This window comes from Azoarcus sp. Soil_N_20 (assembly GCF_057656155.1).
Genome location: NZ_JBDGKX010000014.1, coordinates 69,154 through 91,743, shown reverse-complemented (window position 1 = coordinate 91,743; position 22,590 = coordinate 69,154). Strand labels below are relative to the sequence as shown.

At 64.0% G+C, this 22,590-nt stretch carries 18 protein-coding genes; 14 read left to right on the top strand and 4 right to left on the bottom strand.

Translation table 11 applies throughout. The features are described from left to right. Positions 1-3 precede the first annotated feature (3 nt). Together ubiD and AC3A35_RS22325 are read left to right on the top strand one after the other, a co-directional pair. On the top strand, positions 4-1,485 hold the full coding sequence (ubiD, locus tag AC3A35_RS22330; RefSeq protein ID WP_487438612.1) for a 4-hydroxy-3-polyprenylbenzoate decarboxylase: 1,482 nt from the start codon (positions 4-6) through the stop codon (positions 1,483-1,485). Between the two features lie 87 nt (positions 1,486-1,572). Next, positions 1,573-1,992 carry a DUF4870 family protein gene (locus tag AC3A35_RS22325; protein ID WP_487438610.1) on the top strand — a complete coding sequence of 140 codons (420 nt, stop codon included), beginning with the start codon at positions 1,573-1,575 and terminating at the stop codon, positions 1,990-1,992. On the opposite strand, the gene dacB is transcribed toward AC3A35_RS22325, so the two are convergent. Next, positions 1,993-3,438, bottom strand: a complete 1,446-nt coding sequence (gene dacB, locus AC3A35_RS22320) for a D-alanyl-D-alanine carboxypeptidase/D-alanyl-D-alanine endopeptidase (protein ID WP_487438657.1) — start codon at positions 3,436-3,438, stop codon at positions 1,993-1,995. 165 nt (positions 3,439-3,603) lie between these two features. Here dacB and AC3A35_RS22315 point away from each other — a divergent pair, with 165 nt between their 5' ends. Continuing rightward, positions 3,604-3,948 carry a hypothetical protein gene (locus AC3A35_RS22315; RefSeq protein WP_487438609.1) on the top strand — a complete coding sequence of 115 codons (345 nt, stop codon included), beginning with the start codon at positions 3,604-3,606 and terminating at the stop codon, positions 3,946-3,948. 31 nt (positions 3,949-3,979) lie between these two features. Here the strand turns inward: AC3A35_RS22315 and lysA are convergent, their stop codons facing one another. Both lysA and lptM read right to left on the bottom strand, forming a co-directional pair. After that, positions 3,980-5,242, bottom strand: coding sequence for a diaminopimelate decarboxylase (gene lysA / locus AC3A35_RS22310; RefSeq protein WP_487438607.1), 1,263 nt, complete (start codon positions 5,240-5,242; stop codon positions 3,980-3,982). After that, positions 5,239-5,415, bottom strand: a complete 177-nt coding sequence (gene lptM / locus AC3A35_RS22305) for an LPS translocon maturation chaperone LptM (protein ID WP_487438656.1) — start codon at positions 5,413-5,415, stop codon at positions 5,239-5,241. The genes lysA and lptM overlap by 4 nt, the downstream gene beginning before the upstream one ends. A gap of 54 nt (positions 5,416-5,469) precedes the next feature. Here lptM and cyaY point away from each other — a divergent pair, with 54 nt between their 5' ends. Beyond that, complete coding sequence (cyaY, locus tag AC3A35_RS22300) at positions 5,470-5,796, top strand: iron donor protein CyaY (RefSeq protein WP_487438605.1); 327 nt, start codon at positions 5,470-5,472, stop codon at positions 5,794-5,796. Here cyaY and AC3A35_RS22295 read toward each other — a convergent pair whose 3' ends face one another. After that, positions 5,797-8,202, bottom strand: coding sequence for a penicillin-binding protein 1A (locus AC3A35_RS22295; protein ID WP_487438603.1), 2,406 nt, complete (start codon positions 8,200-8,202; stop codon positions 5,797-5,799). Between the two features lie 196 nt (positions 8,203-8,398). Here AC3A35_RS22295 and AC3A35_RS22290 point away from each other — a divergent pair, with 196 nt between their 5' ends. From AC3A35_RS22290 to AC3A35_RS22245, 10 genes are all read left to right on the top strand, one after another. Continuing rightward, a complete protein-coding gene (locus AC3A35_RS22290; protein WP_487438602.1) occupies positions 8,399-9,460 on the top strand; it encodes a pilus assembly protein PilM in 1,062 nt (353 codons plus the stop codon). Continuing rightward, complete coding sequence (locus AC3A35_RS22285) at positions 9,457-10,038, top strand: PilN domain-containing protein (protein ID WP_487438600.1); 582 nt, start codon at positions 9,457-9,459, stop codon at positions 10,036-10,038. Before AC3A35_RS22290 ends, AC3A35_RS22285 begins: the two co-directional genes overlap by 4 nt. Beyond that, complete coding sequence (locus AC3A35_RS22280; protein WP_487438599.1) at positions 10,035-10,703, top strand: type IV pilus inner membrane component PilO; 669 nt, start codon at positions 10,035-10,037, stop codon at positions 10,701-10,703. The genes AC3A35_RS22285 and AC3A35_RS22280 overlap by 4 nt, the downstream gene beginning before the upstream one ends. Further along, positions 10,700-11,218: a pilus assembly protein PilP gene (locus tag AC3A35_RS22275; protein WP_487438598.1), complete on the top strand. Its 519-nt coding sequence runs from the start codon at positions 10,700-10,702 to the stop codon at positions 11,216-11,218. Before AC3A35_RS22280 ends, AC3A35_RS22275 begins: the two co-directional genes overlap by 4 nt. Beyond that, positions 11,215-13,317, top strand: a complete 2,103-nt coding sequence (locus AC3A35_RS22270) for a type IV pilus secretin PilQ (RefSeq protein ID WP_487438596.1) — start codon at positions 11,215-11,217, stop codon at positions 13,315-13,317. Before AC3A35_RS22275 ends, AC3A35_RS22270 begins: the two co-directional genes overlap by 4 nt. Before the next feature lie 86 nt (positions 13,318-13,403). After that, positions 13,404-13,934 carry a shikimate kinase gene (locus tag AC3A35_RS22265; protein WP_487438595.1) on the top strand — a complete coding sequence of 177 codons (531 nt, stop codon included), beginning with the start codon at positions 13,404-13,406 and terminating at the stop codon, positions 13,932-13,934. Then, positions 13,922-15,004, top strand: coding sequence for a 3-dehydroquinate synthase (gene aroB, locus AC3A35_RS22260; RefSeq protein ID WP_487438594.1), 1,083 nt, complete (start codon positions 13,922-13,924; stop codon positions 15,002-15,004). Before AC3A35_RS22265 ends, aroB begins: the two co-directional genes overlap by 13 nt. 5 nt (positions 15,005-15,009) lie before the next feature. Continuing rightward, on the top strand, positions 15,010-16,134 hold the full coding sequence (locus tag AC3A35_RS22255; RefSeq protein WP_487438655.1) for a deoxyguanosinetriphosphate triphosphohydrolase: 1,125 nt from the start codon (positions 15,010-15,012) through the stop codon (positions 16,132-16,134). A gap of 248 nt (positions 16,135-16,382) precedes the next feature. After that, positions 16,383-21,056, top strand: coding sequence for a glutamate synthase-related protein (locus AC3A35_RS22250; protein WP_487438593.1), 4,674 nt, complete (start codon positions 16,383-16,385; stop codon positions 21,054-21,056). 2 nt (positions 21,057-21,058) lie between these two features. Continuing rightward, positions 21,059-22,525, top strand: coding sequence for a glutamate synthase subunit beta (locus tag AC3A35_RS22245; protein ID WP_487438592.1), 1,467 nt, complete (start codon positions 21,059-21,061; stop codon positions 22,523-22,525). Positions 22,526-22,590 lie beyond the last annotated feature (65 nt).

Genomic DNA, 22,590 nt, shown 5'->3' with positions numbered 1-22,590 from the left:
TGCATGAAATACCACGATCTGCGCGACTTCATCACCCAGCTCGAAGCCCGCGGCGAGCTCAAGCGCATCGCCGTTCCCGTCGACACCCACCTGGAGATGACCGAGATTGCCGATCGCGTGCTGCGCGCCGGCGGCCCGGCGCTGCTGTTCGAGAAGCCGGTGACGAAAGGCGTGGCGCAGGCGATCCCGGTGCTGGCCAACCTGTTCGGCACGCCGCAGCGGGTGGCCTACGGCATGGGCGAGTCGGGCGACTGGCAGCAGGCGCTGCGCGAGGTGGGCAAGCTGCTCGCCTTCCTCAAGGAGCCGGAGCCGCCCAAGGGCTTGAAGGATGCGTGGGAAAAGTGGCCGGTGTTGAAGCAGGTGCTCAATATGGCACCGAAGGAAGTCCGCTCCGCCCCCTGCCAGCAGGTGGTATGGGAGGGCGCCGACGTCGACCTGGCGAAGCTGCCGATCCAGCATTGCTGGCCGGGCGACGCGGCGCCGCTGATCACCTGGGGGCTGGTGGTGACCCGCGGGCCGCACAAGAAGCGCCAAAACCTGGGCATCTACCGCCAGCAGGTGATCGGGCCGAACCGGGTGATCATGCGCTGGCTGGCGCACCGCGGCGGCGCGCTCGATTTTCTCGAGCACCAGCGCGCCCATCCGGGCGAGCCCTTCCCGGTGACGGTGGTGCTGGGCTGCGACCCGGCGACCATCCTCGGCGCGGTCACGCCAGTGCCGGATGCAATCTCGGAGTATCAGTTCGCCGGCCTGCTGCGTGGGGCCAGGACCGAGCTGGTGAGCTGCCTCGGCTCCGATCTTCAGGTGCCGGCCTCGGCCGAGATCGTGCTCGAGGGCGTGATCCAGCCCGATGACACGGCGCCCGAAGGGCCCTACGGCGACCACACCGGCTATTACAACGAGGTGTCGGACTTCCCGGTGTTCACGATCGAGCGCATCACCATGCGGCGCGACCCGATCTACCACTCGACCTACACCGGCAAGCCGCCCGACGAGCCGGCCATGCTCGGCCTCGCGCTGAACGAAGTGTTCGTGCCGCTGCTGCAGAAGCAGTTTCCCGAGATCACCGATTTCTACCTCCCGCCTGAGGGCTGCTCGTACCGCCTGGCGGTGGTCAGCATCCGCAAGCAGTACCCGGGTCACGCCAAGCGGGTGATGTTCGGGATCTGGAGTTTCTTGCGCCAGTTCATGTACACCAAGTTCATCATCGTGGTCGATGACGACGTGAACATCCGCGACTGGAAGGAAGTGATCTGGGCCCTGACCACGCGCATGGACGCGACCCGCGACACCACGCTGGTGGACAACACCCCGATCGACTACCTGGATTTCGCTTCGCCGGTGGCCGGGCTCGGGAGCAAGATGGGGCTGGATGCGACCAACAAATGGGCGGGTGAAACCAATCGCGAATGGGGGCGTCCGATCGTCATGGACGAGGCGGTGAAGCACAAGATCGATGCGATGTGGGGCGAACTCGGACTGTAAGCACGGTTCCGGCACCGCACCCGGCTGAAACCGGCCCCATGGCGTCCCCGCCGCCTGTTATCGAAATCTCGACAGGAGCACCCCGAAATGGCTTATCCCGATTCCGTACCCGCCCCGCTGCAGGCCGGCCAGCCGTCCGAGAACATGGTGACGCTGACCCACCTGATCTACGCCCTGCATGCCTTCGCCGTGTTCTCGGCGCTGGTCGGGTCGGCGACCATCGTGTTCAGCTTCGTCGCCAGCCTGCCCTCGATCGCCGCGGTGGTGCTCAACTACTGGAACCAGTCGGCGGTACGCGGCACCTGGCTGGAGAGCCACTTTCGCTGGCAGATCCGCACCTTCTGGTTCGCCGTGCTGTGGATTGCGATCGCCGGGCTGATGGTCGTGACCCTGATCGGCATCCCGGTAGCGATCGCGGCCATTCTCGCCGTCGGCCTGTGGGTGCTCTATCGTGTGGTGCGCGGCTGGTGGACGCTGCTCCAGCGCCGCACTTTGCCGATGGACTGATCAGCGTCCGCCCGCCCACACCCACTCGAGCAGGGCGTCCTGCGCCGCCGCGGTATCGGGTGCGAGCGGATGGTTGATCAGCATCGCCACGGCGTGGCGTCGCCCGTCGCGATCGAGCACGTAACCGGCCATCGCACGCACGCCATTGAGCGTGCCGGTCTTGATGTGCGCCCGCCCGCGCGCGGGGCTGTCGGCCAGACGGCGGCGTGCCGTGCCGTCCTCGCCGGCGATCGGCAGCGCGGCGATGAACTCCGGCATCCAGGGTCGTTTCCATGCGGCAATCAGCAACTGGCCGAGGCTGTCGGCGCGAATGCGCTCGATGCGCGACAGTCCGGCGCCGTTTTCGATCACCAGTCCGGCGGTGTCGATACCACCCATGACGAGTTGGGTGAGGGCAACCTCCGCACCTGCGGCCACCATGTCGGTCGCCACCCCGACGCGGGTCGCGCCCAGCGTCGCGAGCAACTGGCGGGCGATCACGTTGCTCGACCATTTGTTCATGTCGCGGACGACGTCGGCCAGCGGCGGCGAGTCGTCCACCAGTATCGTGCGTGCGTCCGCGGGTGCGAGTCCGGTGCGCACCGTGCCGTGCAAGTGTCCGCCGACCTCCCGCCACAGTCCTTCGACCAGGGCGGTACCGAACTCCGCGGGCAGTAGCGGTGCCGCGCTCCACAGGCGCGCTCCGCAGCTGGCCGGTAAGCTGCCGCTCAGCACCAGATGACGTCCGGGTTCGAGATGGGCCTCGAGGTCGCGATACCAGACCGTGCACGGCGCCTCCGAGGTGATGAGCCGGTTGTCGATGACCACCCCGGCGAGCGGGGGCTCGGCAGCGATCGTGACCCGGTCGTTGGCGCTCAGCCCGGGAAACAGGGCCAGCTGCAGCGTGTTGTAGTGCAGCAGCAGGCCATGGGGGCCACTGTTGTAGGGACGCAGCCCGCGGCCGTCGAACAGTTCGGGATCGTGAGCGGGCAGGTCGAGTGCCGAGCCGTCAAGCACGATATCGCCCATGATTGCTTCGATACCGAGCGCACGCAGGCGCCGCAGCAGCTTCCATAAGCGTTCGTATGACAGGACCGGGTCGCCTCCGCCGATCAGGTGAAGGTCCCCCAGCAGCCGGCCCTCGTGCACCGGCGCGGTGGTGGCGAAACGGGTCTGCCAGGTGTGGGTAGGGCCGAGGCGCTCGAATGCGGCGAAGGCGGTCACGAGCTTCATCACCGAGGCCGGATTCATCGGCACCCCGGCGTTGAGGGTCAGCGTCGGTCGCTCGGCATCCACCGGCTGGACCCAGATCGCGACCGCCTCGAGCGGAATGTTCGCCTGCCCGAGCGCCAGGCCGACAGCCGGCGGGAGCGCGGGTGGACCGTTTGCACCCGCCCCGTTCGCGCTGGTGGCGAGCAGCAGGACGAAGATCCGCACGATCAACCGCCGGATGGCGATGGTGGTCAATGGCACGGGGCGGTACCGGAGCGTGAGCACTGCAAATGGCATGGAAAAAAAGCTGTCCGGCTAGAATGCAGCATTGCAGGGCGCGCGGGCACCAGATCGCATGCCGATGTCCCAGGGGAAACGCCTCCGGGCAATCGATCACTGCTCCTACCGGAATGCATCACGATGAGTGGATTTGGGCACTATGCACGCACGGCACTTGAACTCGAGCGCGAAATCTTCAAGCGCGGGCTGATGATCGGTGTGGACTGGCAGGATCCGGCAGCCATGCGCAGCCTCGCGCATGAAGCCTTGACCTGCACCACGGCCTGCCGTCTGGAGATGCTGCGCAGCGCGGACAGGCAACAGCGCGGCAGGGGCGAATTGTTCGCCCTTGCCGAGATGATGCTCGACACGATGCGGCAAAGTGCCCAGATCGGTGTGCATACACAGGGCGGCGAGGTCTGGAAGGCCTTCGGTCGTGCGCTGTATGAAGAGTCGGAACGGCTCGACCCGGGCGCGGGACGCTGAATCGATCGTCCGCCGCATGGTGCTCCGCCGCTCAGACGAGCGGCTTCTCCAGCGCGTAGAGCGATTCGATCGCCTCGCGCTCGCGGACGAGATGCGTGTTCCCGCCATCGACCATGACCTCCGCGGCGCGGCCCCGCGTGTTGTAGTTCGAGCTCATGGTCATGCCGTAGGCGCCGGCGGAGAGCAGGGCGAGGAGGTCGCCCTCGGCAATGGCCAGGCTGCGGTCGCGAGCGAGAAAATCACCGCTCTCGCAGATCGGGCCGACGATCTCGTAGCGCCGGGCAGGCAGATCCCGTTCCGCAACGGTAACCGCCTCATGGTAGGCGTCATACAGCGCCGGGCGGGCGAGATCGTTCATCGCCGCATCGACGATGGCGAAGTTCTTGTCCTCGCCCGGCTTGATGTATTCGATCCGGGTCAGCAGCAGGCCGGCGTTTCCAACCAGCGAGCGTCCCGGTTCGAAGCACAGCTCTTCGCGGCGACCGTTGAAGACTTCGAGCAGCGGCGCGAGATAGTCGGCCACTGCGGGCGGGGTTTCGTCCCGGTAGCGGATACCGAGGCCACCGCCGAGATCGATATGATCGAGCCGGATCCCCTCGGCCGCGAGGCGGTCGACCAGTTCGAGGACCTTGGCAGCCGCTTCGGCCATCGGTGCAGGGTCGAGCAACTGGGAGCCGATATGGCAGGCGATGCCGCTGATCTGCAGATGGGGCAGGCCGGCCGCGCGCCGATAGAGGTCCAGCGCTTCAGTGAATGCCACCCCGAACTTGTTGCTCTTGAGACCGGTGGAAATGTAAGGGTGCGTCTTCGGATCGACATCCGGATTGACCCGCAGCGCGATCGGAGCCCGTTTGCCGAGTTGGCCGGCCACTTCGTTCAGGCGTTCGAGTTCGGCGGCGGATTCGACATTGAAACAGCGGATGCCTGCTGCGAGCGCCTGCCGCATCTCGCTCCGGGTCTTGCCCACGCCGGAGAACACCACCTTGGCCGGGTCGCCGCCGGCGGCAATGACACGCGCCAGTTCGCCGCCGGACACGATGTCGAATCCGGCGCCGAGTGCGGCAAAGACCGACAGCACGCCCAGGTTGGAGTTGGCCTTCACGGCGTAGCAGACCAGTGCGGATCGGTTTCCGAGCGCGCTGCGATAGGCGGCAAAGGCGTCGCTGAGCGCGGCGCGGGAATAGACGTAGGTCGGGGTGCCGAACTGTTCGGCAATCGCGGACAGGGGCACGCCCTCCAGCGTCAGCTCGCCCTCGCTGCGGTGCAGGGTCGGAATCGGAAAGGCTGTGCTCATTGGATCGGGTTCGGAAGCGACTCGGGTGGGGAATCGGGTTTGTTATGATTGTCCGTCGTCTGGCCGCTATCGGCGGGACGGGGCGCCTGGGGTTTCTGGGGGAGGTAGAGCGGCCCCTTGATGCCGCAGGCGGACAGGAGCAGTACGCCAATCAGCGCTACCGCGGGAATCATCGCTCGCATGGCCGTTCTTCGATAAAAGACGGAATGCTAACAGAAGGAGTCGGCATGGAAGAATCGGTATTCAATGCTCTGGCGGAAGCCGAACTGGCACGTATCGAGGCGGCGCTGGAAGCATGTGGGCTGGACCTCGATCTCGAGCTCAAGCAGGGCGGCGTGCTCGAGGTCGAGTTCGACAACGGCAGCAAGCTCATTATCAATCGCCATTCGGCCGCGCGCGAAATCTGGGTGGCAGCAAAATCGGGTGGATTCCATTTCCGGCCCGAGGGCGGGAAATGGATCGCGGGCCGTGATGGCGCCGAACTCTATGCACTGCTGTCGCGCGTGGTCGGCGAGCAGGCGGGTGTGGCGGTGAGTCTGGAACCCGAGGCCTGATCAGCGCCGTACCGGCGTCGGCATGCGGTCGATGACCGGTGCGGGGGCCTGCATCTGTGGTACCGGCCTCGGTACAGGTGGTGCCGTGGGGATGGCCTCCTCCGGGGCTTCCTGCGCCGGTGAGACGACGCCGAACAGCTGCTCGAGCCAGTTCGGTTGTTCCATCAGTTCGGGAGCGCTGTTCTCGGCGTAGTGGAAGTCTTCCCGGCTGCCGTCCGCAACCGGGGCGCTGCGCAAGCCTTCGGGTCGCGCCAGGGTGGACTCCGGTACGTCCTTCAGTGCGGTTCGCATGTAGTTGATCCAGATCGGCAGTGCCGCCGCGCCGCCGGTTTCCCCGCGACCCATGTTCTTCGGTTGCGAAAAACCGACCCAGGCAACGGCCACCACCTCGGGGTTATAGCCGCAGAACCAGGCGTCCAGGTAATCGTTGGTGGTGCCGGTCTTGCCGGCGAGGTCACTGCGGTTGAGGCTGCGCGCGCGGGTTGCGGTGCCGCGCCGAACCACGTCCTGCATCATCGAATCCATCAGCCATGCGTTGCGCGGGTCGATCACGCGCGGCGCGCTTGCGCCGGCCACCGGAGGGTCGATCCGTGCAATCAGTTTGCCGCTGCCGTCGTAGATCTCCTTCACCACATAGGGGTCGACGCGGTAGCCGCCGTTGGCAAATACCGCATAGCCCGAGGCCATCTCCCAGGGGGTGACCGATCCGGCGCCCAGCGCCATGGTCAGGTAGGGCGGATGGCGTGCGGTGTCGAAGCCGAAGCGGCCAAGGTAATCCTGCGCATAGTCGGGGGTGATGTTCTGCAGCAGCCGGATCGAAACCATGTTCTTGGATCGTGCCAGCGCATCGCGCAGCGTCATCATCCCGTCGAACTTGCCGTCGTAATTCTTCGGCTCCCATGCCTGCCCGCCAGTGACGCCGGCGGGGAAGTAGAGTGGCGAGTCTTCGACCAGCGTGCCGGGGCTGTAGCCGCGCTCGAGACCGGCGGAGTAGATGAAGGGCTTGAAGCTGGAGCCAGGCTGGCGCTGCGCCTGCGTGACATGATTGAACTTGTTGCGATTGAAGTCGAAACCTCCGACCAGTGCGCGGACGGCTCCGGTGTTGGCGTCGATGGAAACCAGCGCGGCCTGCACGTCGGGCAGTTGGACGATCTCCCAGCCCTTGTCGCCGGTATCGCGAATGCGCACGATCGCTCCGCGCCGGATGCGCCGCGTCTGCGGTGCCTTGTCGGCGAGCATCGGTTTTGCAAAGCGCAGTCCATCGCCCGAGATGGTGTAGGCCTGGCCGCGCCGGAACACTTTGACTTCGGCGCTGGACGCGGCGAGAACGACGGCGGCCAGGAGGTCGTCATGATCGTTGGCGTCAACCAGGGCGTCCTCCAGCACCTCATCATCCACCTCGCCCGGGGCCAGTTCGACGAATCGCTCCGGACCACGGTAGCCGTGACGGCGGTCGTAGTCCATGACGCCTTTGCGCAGCGCGGCATAGGCGGCTTCCTGGTCGGCACGATTGATCGTGGTCACAATCCGGATACCGAGCTGGTACGCCTGCTCGCCGAACTGCTCGACCGCAATCTGACGCGCCATTTCCGCAACATAATCGCCGTGAAGCGAGGGGCTGTCATCGCTGCCGTTGCGGGCGACGCTTCCGGGCCGGGGGCGCATTGGTTCCGCAAGTGCCTGGCGATAGGCCGCGTCATCGATGAAGCGGGCCTCGACCATGCGTCGCAGCACATAGTGCTGGCGCAAGGTGGCACGGGCCGGATTGACGATCGGATTGTAGGCGGAGGGCGCCTTCGGAAGCCCTGCCAGCATCGCCGCTTCGGCAAGCGTGATCTCGGTGAGCGGCTTGCCGAAATAGGCACGTGCAGCGGCAGAGAAGCCATACGCGCGCTGACCGAGGTAGATCTGGTTGATGTAGAGCTCGAGGATCTGGTCCTTGGGGAGGTTGCGTTCGATCTTGAGAGCGAGCAGGATTTCGTACAATTTGCGGTTGTAGGTCTTTTCCCTCGACAGGAAGAAGTTGCGCGCGACCTGCATGGTGATCGTCGACGCGCCCTGGCCGCGCCCGCCCGAGGTGAGGTTGGCAAGCGCGGCGCGGGCGATGCCGATCGGGTCGATGCCGGGATGCTCATAGAAGCGTTCGTCTTCGGCGGCGAGGATCGCCTGTCTGAGCGTGAGCGGAACATCGCCAATCTTGACCACCGAGCGGCGCTCCTCGCCGAACTCGCTGATCAGGTGGCCATCCGCGGTGTAGACGCGCAATGGAATGCGCGGACGGTAGTCGGTGAGCGCATCGAGTGACGGCAGGTTGGGCCAGGCCAGGATGGAGATTGCCGCCAGCGTGGCGAGCCCGAGTGTCACGAGCGCGGTGAGCGCGGCAATCGGATAGAGGACCCAGCGCATCTTTTGTCCGGAAAATGTGAACAGTTGCGCATTATATAAGGTGAAAACTGGAGCGATTGCCGTATAACGGTGGCTGATGCATTTTGATGCATTTGCTTTACACTCTGCGCGCTTGTTGTTACGATTTGAGAGCCTTATTCAGCAATGGCGCCTAACATGAAGAAATTTAAGGGTTTTCTTTGTGATTGACTTCTCGATGTTCGGTTCGAAGGCGCGCCAGCTTGCAGGGCTGGATATCTCTTCATCATCGGTGAAGATGGTGGAGCTCGCCGAAAGTGAGAAAGGGGGCTTTCGCGTGGAACGTTACGCGATCGAAGCCCTCCCGCGCGATGCGGTGGTCGATGGGAACATCGCCAACCTGGACGCGGTCACCGAAGGTGTCAGGCGACTGGTCCGACGCTTCGGCCCCGGTGTGAAGAACGTCGCCATGGCCCTGCCTGCTTCCGCGGTCATCACCAAGAAGATCATTCTTCAGGATGGACTGCGCGAGCAGGAAATGGAACTTCAGGTCGAGTCCGAGGCCAATCAGTACATTCCGTTTGCGCTCGACGAGGTCAATCTGGACTTCCAGGTGGTCGGTCCGGCGCCGGGTAGCCCGGGCGACGTCGAAGTGCTGATCGCGGCCTCGCGCAAGGAAAAAGTCGAGGACCGCGTTGCGGTGGCGCAATCGTGCGGACTCAAGGCTGTGGTGCTGGACGTGGAGTCGCTCGCGGTCGAATCGGCTTTCGAGCTCGTCAGCCGGCAGCTGCCGGGCAGCGGCGCAGGCAAGGTCGTGGCCCTGGTCGATATCGGTGCGTCGGCGATGAACGTGTCGGTGCTGCGTGACGGCCAGCAGGTGTATTCCCGTGAGCAGGCCTTCGGCGGCTATCAGCTCACCCAGGACATCGCGCGCCAATATGGCATGAGCGTGGAGGAGGCGGAGGCGGCCAAACGCTCGGGCAGCCTGCCCGAGGACTATGGCCGCGAGTTGCTGCGTCCGTTCATGGATAGTCTGGCGCTCGAAGTTTCACGCGCCTTGCAGTTCTTCTTCACCTCGACTCAGTACAACCAGGTTGACCATCTGGTGCTTGCGGGCGGATGCGCTGTCATGCCTGGTCTGGCGGACGTCGTGGGGGGCCGGACCCAGGTCGAAACCATGGTTGCCAATCCCTTTGCGGGCATGACCCTGTCTTCGAAGGTCCGCCCCAAGAACCTGCTGGCCGACGCGCCCTCGTTGATGGTGGCGTGTGGGTTGGCCTTGCGGAGATTCGACGCATGATCCGGATCAACCTGCTGCCCCACCGGGCAGAAAAACGCAAGGAACGGCGGCAACAGTTTTTTACCATCTCCGGCGCGATGATCGTGCTTGGCTTGGCAATCGCCCTGCTCGTGCATACCATCTATGCCGAGTACATCGAGGATCAGGAAAGCAAGAACGCCTACCTGACCGCAGAGATCGCCAAGCTGGACGCCGAGATCGCGGAGATCCGCCTGCTGCGTCAGCAGATCGAGGCCCTGCTGGCACGCAAGCAGGTGATCGAATCGTTGCAAGGCAGCCGCGCCGAGACGGTGCACCTGTTCAACGAACTGGCGCGACGGATGCCCGATGGGGTCTATCTCAAATCGGTCAAGCAGACCCCGCAACAGGTCACGCTGGTCGGCTACGCCCAGTCGAACGCACGCGTATCGAACCTGATGCGCAGCCTCGACGAATCTCCCTTCCTCCAGAACCCGGGGCTGGTCGAGGCGAAAGCGGCGACGGTGAATGGTCGAAGGGTGAGCGAATTCACGCTGAATATCGGTATCGAACGTGCCACGGCAGATGAAGTTCCGGCGGGGCAGGGAGGCGGACGATGAAACCAAAGGGTGTTCTCGCCGAGGTGCGCAGTTTCGACTTCCAGCGTTTCCAGAACGATTTCAGGGGGTTGGATCCGAACGATCCCGGCGTCTGGCCGCTTGCACCCCGTGTCGTCGTGTTCATCGGTCTCCTGGCTGCGACGTTGGTCCTGGCGTGGTGGTTCGACTGGAGCGAGCAGGCTGTGGTGCTCGAGCAGCGCCAGGCCGAGGAGCAGCAGTTGCGACAGGATTGGGTGAGCAAGAAGCGTCTGGCCGTCAATCTCGAGGAGCACAGGCGCCAGCTCGCCGAGATCGATCGCCAGTTCGGGGCCCTGCTCAAGCAGTTGCCCAATCGAGCGGAGATGGATTCCCTGCTGTCGGACATTAACCAGGCAGGCCTCGGGCGAGGTCTGCAGTTCGAGCTGTTCAAGCCGGGGAGCGATCAGATCAAGGAATTTTACGCCGAGATGCCGATCGACGTCCGGATTACCGGGAGCTATCACGATCTCGGCGAATTCGCCAGCGACGTGGCGCGCATGCCGCGTATCGTCACATTGAACAACATTGCGCTGGATTCAGGGGCCGACGGCCGCCTCAAACTCGATGCCAAGGCGGTCACCTACCGTTATCTCGATGAGGACGAGTTGTCGCAACAGCGCAAGGCTGCACAGGGGGCCAAGCGATGACAAAACTGCTGGTTCTCGTCTGTTGTGCTGCGCTCGCAGGGTGTGCGGACGATCAGGAAGATATTCAGGCCTGGATGGCAGAGCAGACCGCAGGCATGCGTGGCGTGGTGAAGCCGCTGCCCGAGATCAAGCCTTTTCCGGTCGTGGACTATGACGCCGCGGCGCTGGTCGAGCCGTTCAGGGCCGCACGCATCGAGCCCGAGCGAAAGATGGGGGGTGGAGGGCTGAGGCCCGACCCCGACCGTCGGCGTGAGCCGCTGGAGTCGTATCCGCTCGAATCCTTGCGCATGGTGGGGATATTGACCCAGGGCAAGGCCTCGCATGCGCTGATACAGGCGGACAAGGCGCTGTATCAGATCAGGGTGGGCAACTATATCGGGCAGGATTACGGCGTGGTCACCGCGATCACCGAGTCCGCGGTATCCCTTCGTGAATTGGTGGAAGACGTGAACGGTGACTGGGTCGAGCGCACCAGTTCGCTGCAGTTGCAGGAGCGGCAGGAGGCCGGCAAATGAAAAACAGAATCGGAACAGTGCTGCTCGCAGCCATCATGATCGCCGTGGTGCCCGCGGTCTCGGCGTGGGCTCAGGACCAGGGGCAGGTGCAAACGGCGGCGAATCGCATCGAGGCCCTGGAAGTTGCGGAGCAGGGAGGGGCGCTCTTCGTCCGGCTGACGCTTAAGGAGCCGCTTGCTGCGCCTCCCGCCAGTTTCAGCGTGGCCAATCCGGCGCGGATCGCTTTCGATTTTCCGGCAACGGACAATGGGCTCGGCCGCAATGTGCAGGCCATCGAACAGGGTGATCTGCGCAGTGCCAACATCGTGCAGGCGGGAAACCGTACCCGGCTGGTGCTCAATCTGGTCAAAATGACGCCGTACGACACCCGGATCGACGGTCGCAACGTGATCATTTCGCTGACCCCGATCAGTGCTCAGGCGACCCCGACACCCGGCGCCCAGGCCTATGCCAACTTTGCCGATACAAAGCCGGCGCTCAGCGGTGGCAAGAGCATCCGCGACATCAATTTCCGGCGTGGCAAGGAAGGCGAGGGGCGCGTTGTCGTGCAGCTTTCGAGTGCGGAAACGGGAATCGACATTCGCCAGCAGGGTGGCAATCTGGTCGTCGATTTTCTGAAGACCTCGCTGCCCGAGCATCTTCGCCGCAAATCGGACGTGACCGACTTTGCCACGCCGGTGACCGGCATGGTCGCCCAGCAGTTGGGTGACAACGTCCGCCTGGTGGTCACCCCCAATGGGTTGTGGGAACACAACGCCTACCAGAGCGACGACCAGTTCGTGCTCGAGGTCAAGCGCATCATCGAGGATCCGAACAAGCTGGTACAGGGCTCGCGCGGACAGTACCAGGGCGAGAAGCTCTCGCTCAATTTCCAGAACATCGATGTGCGTTCGGTCTTGCAGGTCATTGCCGACTTCACCGATTTCAACATCATCACGTCGGATTCGGTGCAGGGTACCCTGACGCTGCGACTCAAGGACGTGCCGTGGGACCAGGCGCTGGACATCATCCTGCAGGCCAAGGGCCTCGACATGCGCAAGAGTGGCAACGTGATCTGGATTGCACCGGGTGACGAGCTTGCGGCACGCGAAAAGCTTCAGCTCGAGGCCAAGGCGCAGATCAGCGATCTCGAGCAACTGCAGACCGAAAGCTTCCAGATCAATTATCACAAGGCCAAGGAGATCTTCGATTTCCTCAAGAGCAAGGACCAGACGATGCTGTCCAAGCGCGGCAGCGTGGTGGTCGACGATCGCAGCAACAAGGTATTCGTCACCGATGTCGGCTCCCGGCTGCAGTCGCTGCGCCGCCTCATCACCGAAATCGATATTCCGCCGCGTCAGGTCTTGATCGAGGCGCGGATCGTGGAGGCGAACAAGGACTTCGCCCGCGATCTCGGGGTGCGACTCGGATATGGCGACAATCGCGTGAAGAATCTCGGCGACGGCGCGCAGATCGGCTTCGGATCATCGTCACTGGGGAACACGGCCAACACCTTCAATCCCGGCTTGGTCTCGTCCGGCGGCCTGGTTCCCGCGGCAACCTTTTCCACTTTGAACCTGAGCCTGTTCAACCGTTCGGCGACCCGGTTCCTGAACCTCGAACTGTCCGCGCTTGAGTCCGATGAGCGTGGGCGGGTCATCTCCAGTCCGCGGGTGTTGACGGCCAATCAGGTGGAGGCGTCGATCGAGCAGGGTACCGAGATTCCGTACCAGGAAGCCACGAGCTCCGGGGCGACCAGTGTGTCGTTCAAGAAGGCGGTGCTTTCGCTCAAGGTCAAGCCGCAGATCACTCCCGACGGGAGAATCCAGCTCCAGGTGCTGGTGAACAAAGACTCGCCGATTTTTGACCCCCGCTTTTCCGTGCCTTCAATCAATACCAAGAATCTGAAGAGTGAAGTCCTGGTGGAGAACGGCGGAACGGTTGTGATCGGCGGTATCTACGAGGAAGAGCAGAGCACGAACATTGCGCGCGTGCCGGTGCTCGGTGAAATACCATTCCTCGGGGCATTGTTCCGTAAGACCAACACCATCAACGACAGAAGCGAGTTGCTGGTCTTCATCACGCCGCGTATCGTCGCCGATTCGCTGACGCTCAAATAAGCCCTTCCCGCTGCTGTTACAATCGGGGGCGAGGACTCCAGGGGGAGTCCTCGCCCCGTGCTTTTGTGGACCCCGGCGATATTCGTGTGACTTGTCTGATACTGATCGGCATGATGGGTGCCGGAAAAACGACTGTAGGCCGTGAGCTGGCAAGGCGCCGGAGGATGCGCTTCGCCGATTGCGACCATGAGATCGTGGCGCGCACCGGGGTCACGATTCCGACCATCTTCGAGATCGAGGGCGAGGCCGGGTTTCGGCGGCGCGAGTCCCAGGCGCTGGACGAACTGACCCGTGAGGCCGATCTGGTGCTTGCGACCGGTGGCGGGGTGGTCCTGGATCCGGGCAATCGTGCGGTCCTCTCCAGTCGCGGCATCGTCGTGTACTTGAACGTGCCGCCACAGATCCTGTGGGAGCGCACCCGCCACGACCGCAACCGGCCCCTGCTGCGGGTCGAGAACCCGCGACAGCGGATTCAGGAGCTCTATCTGGAACGAGATCCGCTCTACCGTGAGGTGGCCGATGTCGTCGTCGATGGTGGACGCGGCAATCCCGGCGCGATGGTGCGTCAGATCGAACGGGCACTGGCCTCATTGGACAAGACTTCATGCGAACACTGACCGTCGCCCTTGGCGCGCGCGCCTACCCGATTCATATCGGCCCGAACCTGCTCGATCAGCCCGACCTGATCCTCCCCCATCTGAAGACACGTCGTGTCGCGATCGTGACCAATGACGTGGTCGGTCCCTTGTATCTCGAGCGGCTGCAGTCGGGCCTGGAGACGCACGGCGTGGCGGTGACGCCGGTGGTATTGCCGGACGGCGAAGCGAACAAGGATTGGCAAACGCTGAACCTGGTGTTCGATGCGCTTCTGGGCACCCGTTGCGAGCGGTCCACCACCCTGATCGCGCTCGGGGGCGGGGTGGTCGGCGACATGGGCGGGTTTGCCGCCGCCTCCTACCAGCGCGGCATGCCCTTCATCCAGGTGCCGACTACACTGCTGGCACAGGTCGATTCGTCGGTCGGCGGCAAGACCGCGATCAACCATCCGCTGGGCAAGAACATGATCGGCGCTTTCTACCAGCCGCGCCTCGTCCTGGCCGATACTTCAACACTGAACACCCTGTCGCCGCGCGAATTGGCGGCCGGCCTTGCCGAAGTGATCAAGTACGGCCTGATCCGCGATTCGGAGTTCCTGGTGTGGCTCGAGGACAATCTCGAGCGGCTGATGGCACGCGAGCCGGACGCGCTGGCCGGTGCGATCGAACGCTCGTGCCGCAACAAGGCTGAGGTGGTGGCCGCCGACGAGACCGAGCAGGGCGAGCGTGCCTTGCTCAACCTGGGGCATACCTTCGGCCATGCGATCGAGACTGGCATGGGCTACGGACAGTGGTTGCATGGCGAAGCGGTTGCCGCCGGCACCATGATGGCGGCAGAGCTGTCACGGCGCCTGGGCTGGCTGGGCGACGCCGAGGTGGCCCGGATCGAGGCCCTGTTCCAGCGCGCGGGTCTGCCCGTTACCGGGCCGGCTCTGGGGGTCGCGCGCTATCTCGAGCTGATGGCGCACGACAAGAAGGTCGAGGCCGGGCAGCTGCGCCTGGTGCTGCTGCGCAGGCCGGGACATGCGGTATTGTGGGGCGACGCACCGGCGGCGGACATCGCCGCCGCGATCGAGGCGCGGTGCGCGTGAGTGCCCTGGCCGGATTGGCAAGCTACGCCGCCTGCGAGGCCAATTCGCGCGGGCGTCGGCACCCGGAGCCGCCGCCCGACGGGCGTAGCGAGTTTCAGCGCGACCGCGACCGGATCATTCATTCCACCGCCTTTCGCCGCCTCGAATACAAGACTCAGGTCTTCGTGAATCACGAGGGCGACCTGTTTCGCACGCGGCTCACCCACAGTATCGAAGTCGCCCAGCTCACGCGCAGCATTGCCCGTGCGCTGGGCTTGAACGAGGACCTTGCCGAAGCGATTGCGCTGGCGCATGACCTCGGTCACACCCCCTTCGGTCATGCCGGACAGGAAGCCCTCAATGCCTGCATGAAGGCGTTCGGCGGCTTCGAGCACAACCTGCAGTCGTTGCGCACGGTCGATCAGCTGGAGGAGCACTACGCTGCGTTCGATGGTCTCAATCTGACTTACGAGACCCGCGAAGGTATTCTCAAGCACTGCTCCCGTGGGCATGCCGAGCAGCTCGGCGAACTCGGGCAGCGATTTCTCGATGGCACTCAACCTTCGATCGAGGCCCAGCTGGCCAATCTCGCCGACGAGATCGCGTACAACAATCACGACGTCGATGATGGGCTGCGCTCCGGCCTGATCACGCTCGAGCAACTCGATGCGGTGGCGATCTTCGCCGATCACCGGCGCGCGGTCGAGGCGAAATGGCCTGGCCTTGGCGGACGCAAGCTGATCCACGAAACGGTCCGTCTCATGGTCAACACCATGGCGCTCGACCTGATCGGGCAGACGCGCTCGAACATCGTCGATGCCGGCGTCCGCACCCTGGACGATGTGCATCGCGCCCCCCGGCTGGTGTCCTATTCGGACGCGCAATTGCCGCGCCTGAGCGAGCTGAAGGGCTTTCTGCGTGAGAATCTGTACTGGCACTATCAGGTGCTGCGCATGACCGACAAGGCGCGACGCATCATCGGCGACCTGTTCGAGGCCTTCATGGCCGATCCCAGGTTGCTTCCGCCCCAGTACCAGTCGAAGGCACGCGAAGACAAGGCCAGGGCGATCGCCGACTACATCGCCGGCATGACGGACCGCTATGCGATGAAGGAACATCGGCGGCTGTTTGCGGTAGGCGAAATCCATTGATTTGTCATGGGTTTACCGCAGTGCAAAAAAGTCTTGAACCGAGCGTTTTGCCAGCGTATATTCGGACATCCGCTTAATGTGTTCGTAGCGATCCGGTGACCGAAAGCCGATCGTACAAGCCGGGGTGCACGCGCGCCCGGCTTTTTTGTGTCCGCACGGTTTACGTGTGCGGGTTTGAAAGGCGACGGGAGTCGCCCGAACTGCGCCGGCAACTTCCCGGCGAACATGTTGTTTCGAGGACGAACGAGATGGATCTCCCCCAGAAGCAGGGTCTGTATGATCCCGCGAACGAACATGATGCCTGTGGCGTGGGTTTCATTGCCCACATCAAGGGTAAGAAGACTCACGACATCATTCTGCAGGGCCTCGAGATCCTGAAAAATCTGGATCACCGGGGTGCGGTCGGGGCCGATCCGCTGCAGGGCGACGGCGCAGGCATCCTGATCCAGATTCCGGACCAGCTCTATCGCGAAGAGATGGCAGCGCAGGGCGTGACCCTGCCCGCGCCCGGCGAGTACGGCGTGGGCATGCTGTTCATGCCCAAGGAGGCCGCTTCGCGTCTCGCCTGTGAGGAAGAGATCGAGCGTGCCGTGCGTGCCGAAGGCCAGGTCGTGCTCGGCTGGCGCGACGTGCCGGTCAATGCCGACATGCCGATGTCGCCCACGGTCAAGGCCAAGGAACCGGTAATCCGCCAGGTTTTCATCGGCCGCGGTCCGGACGTGATGGTGACGGAGGCGCTCGAGCGCAAGCTCTACGTTGCCCGTCGCCGTGCCGCGAACGCGATCAACGCACTCAACCTCAAGCACGGGCAGGAGTTCTACATGGTTTCCATGTCGGCTCGCACCGTGAACTACAAGGGCCTGCTGCTCGCCACCCAGGTAGGCGTCTACTTCCGCGATCTCGTCGACCCGCGTGCGACCTCGGCGCTGTCGCTGGTGCACCAGCGGTTCTCGACCAACACCTTTCCGAAGTGGAACCTCGCGCACCCGTTCCGCTACATCGCCCACAACGGCGAAATCAACACCGTGCGCGGCAACTACAACTGGATGCGCGCACGCGAAAAGGGCGTGTCGTCGCCGCTGCTGGGCGCCGATCTCGAGAAGATCTGGCCGCTGATCTACCCCGGTCAGTCCGACTCCGCCGCGTTCGACAATGCACTCGAACTGCTGGTGATGAGCGGCTATTCGATGGCCCATGCGGTCATGATGATGATTCCCGAGGCCTGGGAGTCGCACGCCCACATGGACGAGAAGCGGCGCGCATTCTACGAGTACCACGCGGCGATGATGGAGCCGTGGGACGGTCCGGCGGCGGTGGCATTCACCGACGGCCGTCAGATCGGCGCCACCCTCGACCGTAACGGTCTGCGCCCGGCGCGCTATCTGGTGACCGACGACGACCTCGTGGTGATGGCGTCCGAGTCCGGCGTGCTTCCGATCGCCGACAGCAAGATCGTCAAGAAGTGGCGTCTGCAGCCGGGCAAGATGTTCCTGATCGACATGGAGCAGGGCCGCATCATTGACGACAAGGAGCTCAAGGACAACCTCGCGTCGGTCAAGCCCTACACCGACTGGCTGTCACGCATCAACATCAAGCTCGACAGCCTCGAAGTGCCGGCCGATGCGGCTGCGCCCGATTGTGTGGCGAGCATGCTCGACCGTCAGCAGGCGTTCGGCTACACGCAGGAGGACATCAAGTTCATCCTCGAGCCGATGGGCAAGACCGGCGAGGAAGGCACCGGCTCGATGGGCAACGACTCGCCGCTGGCGGTGTTGTCGACCAAGGAAAAGCCGCTCTACAACTACTTCCGTCAGCTCTTCGCCCAGGTCACCAACCCGCCGATCGACCCGATCCGCGAGCAGCTGGTGATGTCGCTGGTGTCCTTCATCGGACCCAAGCCCAACCTGCTCGAAATCAACGAGATCAACCCGCCGTTCCGTCTCGAAGTGACGCAGCCGGTGCTGGATTTTGGCGACATGGCCAAGATCCGCAACATCGCGCGCTTTACCAAGAACAAGTTCCGTTCGGCCGAACTCGATATCTGCTACCCGGTGGAATGGGGCAAGGAGGGCGTCGAAGCCCGCCTGGCCTCGCTGTGCGCCGAAGCCGAGAATGCGGTGCACGAGGGTAACAACATCCTGATCGTGTCCGACCGCAAGGTCGCGGCCGAACGGGTCGCCATTCCGGCCCTGCTCGCGCTGTCCGCGATCCATCAGCATCTGGTGGCCAAGGGCCTGCGGACCCGCGCCGGACTGGTGGTCGAGACCGGCACCGCCCGCGAAACCCATCACTTCGCCGTGCTGGCGGGCTATGGTGCCGAGGCCGTTCACCCCTACCTCGCCCTTGAGACCCTGCAGCAACTGGCCGGCAATGAAGAGACCGGGGCCAAGTACATCAAGCATTTCGTAAAGGGTGTCGGCAAAGGCTTGATGAAGGTGATGTCCAAGATGGGCATCTCGACCTACATGTCCTACACCGGTGCGCAGATTTTCGAGGCGGTCGGGCTGCAGCAGGCATGCATCGACAAGTACTTCACCGGCACCACCAGCCAGATCGAGGGCATCAGCGTGTTTCAGGTCATGGAAGAGGCAATCCTCCTCCATGCCCGGGCCTTCAGTGCCGATCCGGTGCTGGCCAACATGCTCGATGCAGGGGGCGAATACGCCTATCGGATCCGTGGCGAAGAGCACATGTGGACGCCGGACGCGATCGCCAAGCTGCAGCATTCGACCCGTTCGGGTCAGTACGACAGCTTCAAGGAATACGCCAGGATCATCAACGATCAGAGCAAGCGCCACATGACCCTGCGCGGCCTCTTCGAGATCAAGCCCGCCGGTGCGCCGGTGGCGCTCGACGAGGTCGAGTCGGCCAAGGAGATCGTCAAACGCTTCGCCACCGGCGCAATGTCGCTCGGCTCGATCTCGACCGAAGCGCACACCACGCTCGCGATTGCAATGAACCGGATCGGCGGCAAGTCCAATACCGGTGAGGGCGGCGAGGACCCGATGCGGTTCAAGGCGATCACCAAGGCGATGAAGCTGTCGCAGATCATCGGCGAGAGCCGCATCGAACGCGACCTCGACCTGTCGGCGGGCGACTCCCTGCGCTCGTCGATCAAGCAGGTCGCGTCGGGGCGCTTCGGCGTCACCACCGAGTATCTGGTCAATGCCGACCAGATCCAGATCAAGATGGCCCAGGGCGCCAAGCCGGGCGAGGGCGGCCAGTTGCCCGGGCACAAGGTGTCCGAGTACATCGGCTACCTGCGTCATTCGGTGCCGGGGGTCGGCCTGATCTCGCCGCCGCCGCACCACGACATCTACTCGATCGAGGATCTGGCGCAACTGATCCACGACCTCAAGAACGCCAATTCGCGCGCCGACATCTCGGTCAAGCTGGTGTCCGAGATCGGTGTCGGTACCGTTGCGGCGGGGGTGGCCAAGGCCAAGGCCGACCATATCGTGATCGCCGGCCATGACGGCGGCACCGGTGCCTCGCCGTGGTCGTCGATCAAGCATGCCGGTTCGCCGTGGGAGCTGGGTCTCGCCGAGACCCAGCAGACCCTGGTGCTGAACCGCCTGCGCAGCCGTATCCGGCTGCAGGTCGACGGGCAGATCAAGACCGGCCGCGACGTGGTGATCGGCGCACTGCTCGGCGCCGACGAGTTCGGTTTCGCGACCGCACCGCTGGTCGTCGAAGGCTGCATCATGATGCGCAAGTGCCATCTCAACACCTGTCCGGTGGGGGTCGCCACCCAGGATCCGGTATTGCGCAAGCGCTTCACCGGCCAGCCCGAGCATGTGGTGAACTTCTTCTTCTTCATTGCCGAAGAGGTCCGCGAGCTGATGGCGCAGGTGGGCATCCGCAAGTTCGACGACCTCATCGGCCGTGCCGACCTGCTCGACATCAAGAAGGGCCTCGAGCACTGGAAGGCGAAGGGGCTCGATTACTCGCGCATCTTCTATCGTCCCAATGTGCCGGCCAGCGTGCCGCGCCTGCATACCGAAACGCAGGATCACGGCCTCGAGAAGGCGCTCGACAATCAACTCGTCGCGCTTGCCGGGCCTGCGCTCGACAAGGGCGAACGCGTCTCCATCGACCTGCCGGTACGCAACATCAACCGTACCGTGGGGGCGATGCTGTCTGGCCGGGTGGCGGAGAAGTACGGTCACGCGGGTCTGCCCGACGACACCATCCACGTCCGCCTGACCGGTACGGCGGGGCAGGCCTTCGGCGCTTTCCTCGCCCGCGGCGTGACCCTCGAGCTGGTCGGCGAGGGCAACGACTATGTCGGCAAGGGCCTGTCGGGCGGTCGCATCATCGTGCGCCCGCAGGCCGAGTTCCGCGGCGCAAGCTCGGACAACATCATCATCGGCAATACCGTGCTCTACGGTGCGACCGAAGGTGAGGTCTATCTGGCTGGCGTCGGCGGCGAACGTTTTGCGGTGCGTAACTCCGGGGCCACCGCGGTGGTCGAGGGTGTCGGCGACCACGGCTGCGAGTACATGACTGGCGGCACGGTGGTCGTGCTGGGGCAGACCGGCCGCAATTTTGCCGCCGGCATGTCCGGAGGCGTGGCCTATGTGCTCGACGAGGATGGCACCTTCGAGCAGCGGTGCAATATGGCGCAGGTGTCGCTCGAGCCGCTGCCCGAAGAGTTCGAGGCGCGCAAGGGTTCCGAATCGGGAGATGATCTCGAAGGTCTCGGCCGGGTGGATATCGACCACCTGACGATGGGCGACGAGCTCATCATCAAGGGCCTGATCGAGCGCCATGCCCGGTTCACCGGCAGCCTTCGCGCCCGGGAGATCCTCGACCACTGGAGCATCTGGCGGACCAAGTTCGCCAAGGTGATGCCACATGAATATCGTCGTGCGCTCGCCGAGATGGCCGAGCAGCGTCAGCAGCAACTGGAGGCCGCGTAAAAATGGGCAAGCCCACCGGATTTCTGGAATATCAGCGTCTGTCGGAGGCGTACGAGCCCGTACCGCAGCGCCTGAAGAGCTACCGAGAGTTCATCCTCCGTCTCTCCGACGAGCAGGCCGCGGTGCAGGGGGCACGCTGCATGGACTGCGGCATTCCGTTCTGTAACAGTGGTTGCCCGGTCAACAACATCATTCCGGACTGGAACGATCTGGTCTATCGCGGACAGTGGAAGCAGGCCATCGAGGTGCTGCACTCCACCAACAACTTCCCCGAGTTCACCGGCCGTATCTGTCCGGCGCCTTGTGAGGCGGCGTGCACACTCAACATCAACTCCGACCCGGTCGGGATCAAGTCGATCGAGCATGCGATCATCGACAAGGCCTGGGAAGAGGGCTGGGTGCTGCCGCAGCCGGCCGCCGTGCGGACCGGCAAGAAGGTCGCGGTGGTTGGTTCCGGCCCGGCCGGTCTCGCAGCAGCACAACAACTGGCGCGTGCCGGTCATGATGTGACCGTGTTCGAGAAGAACGACCGTATCGGCGGTCTGTTGCGTTACGGCATTCCCGACTTCAAGATGGAAAAGAACCTGATCGACCGTCGGATGGAACAGATGGTCGCCGAAGGCGTCAGTTTCCGCACCGGCGTGCTGGTCGGAACCGGGGCGATGCCCGCCGGCATCATTTGCGATGCCAAGGAAGTGGTGACGGCGGATCAGCTCAAGCAGGACTTCGATGCCGTCGTGCTCGCAGGCGGCTCGGAAGTGCCGCGCGATCTGCCGGTGCCGGGGCGTGAGCTGGACGGGGTGCACTTTGCCCTCGAGTTCCTGATTCCGCAGAACAAGCAGGTCGCGGGTGGCGCATCCAACCCGATTTCCGCCGCCGGCTGCGACGTGGTGGTGATCGGCGGTGGCGACACCGGGTCCGACTGTGTCGGCACCAGTTATCGTCATGGGGCGAAGTCGGTGACTCAGTTCGAAGTCATGCCGCAGCCGCCCGAGCACGAGAACAAGGCGTTGACCTGGCCGTACTGGCCGATCAAGCTGCGCACCTCCTCCTCGCATGTCGAGGGCGACACGCAGCGCGAATACGCGATCGGCACCAAGGAGTTCGTTGGCGAGAACGGCAAGCTGACCGGCGTGCGTACCGTTCGTCTCGAGTGGAAGGGCGGACGGATGTCCGAGGTGCCCGGCAGCGAGGAGATTTTCCCCGCTGAACGCGTGTTCCTTGCCATGGGTTTCACCAATCCGGTTGGCGGCGTGCTGGAGAACTTCGGTGTCGACAAGGACGCACGAGGCAATGCCAGGGCGACCACCGAAGGTGAAGGTTGTTACGCCACCAACGTGGACAAGGTGTTCGCCGCCGGCGACGTGCGTCGCGGCCAGTCGCTGGTGGTCTGGGCGATTCGCGAGGGGCGCCAGGCTGCGCGCGAGGTCGACCTGTTCCTGATGGGATCGAGCGTTCTTCCGCGCTAGGCGCAATCAGCCGCGGCTGACTGAAGTCGGCCGCAGATTTGGCAAGGGCGACCTTCGGGTCGCCC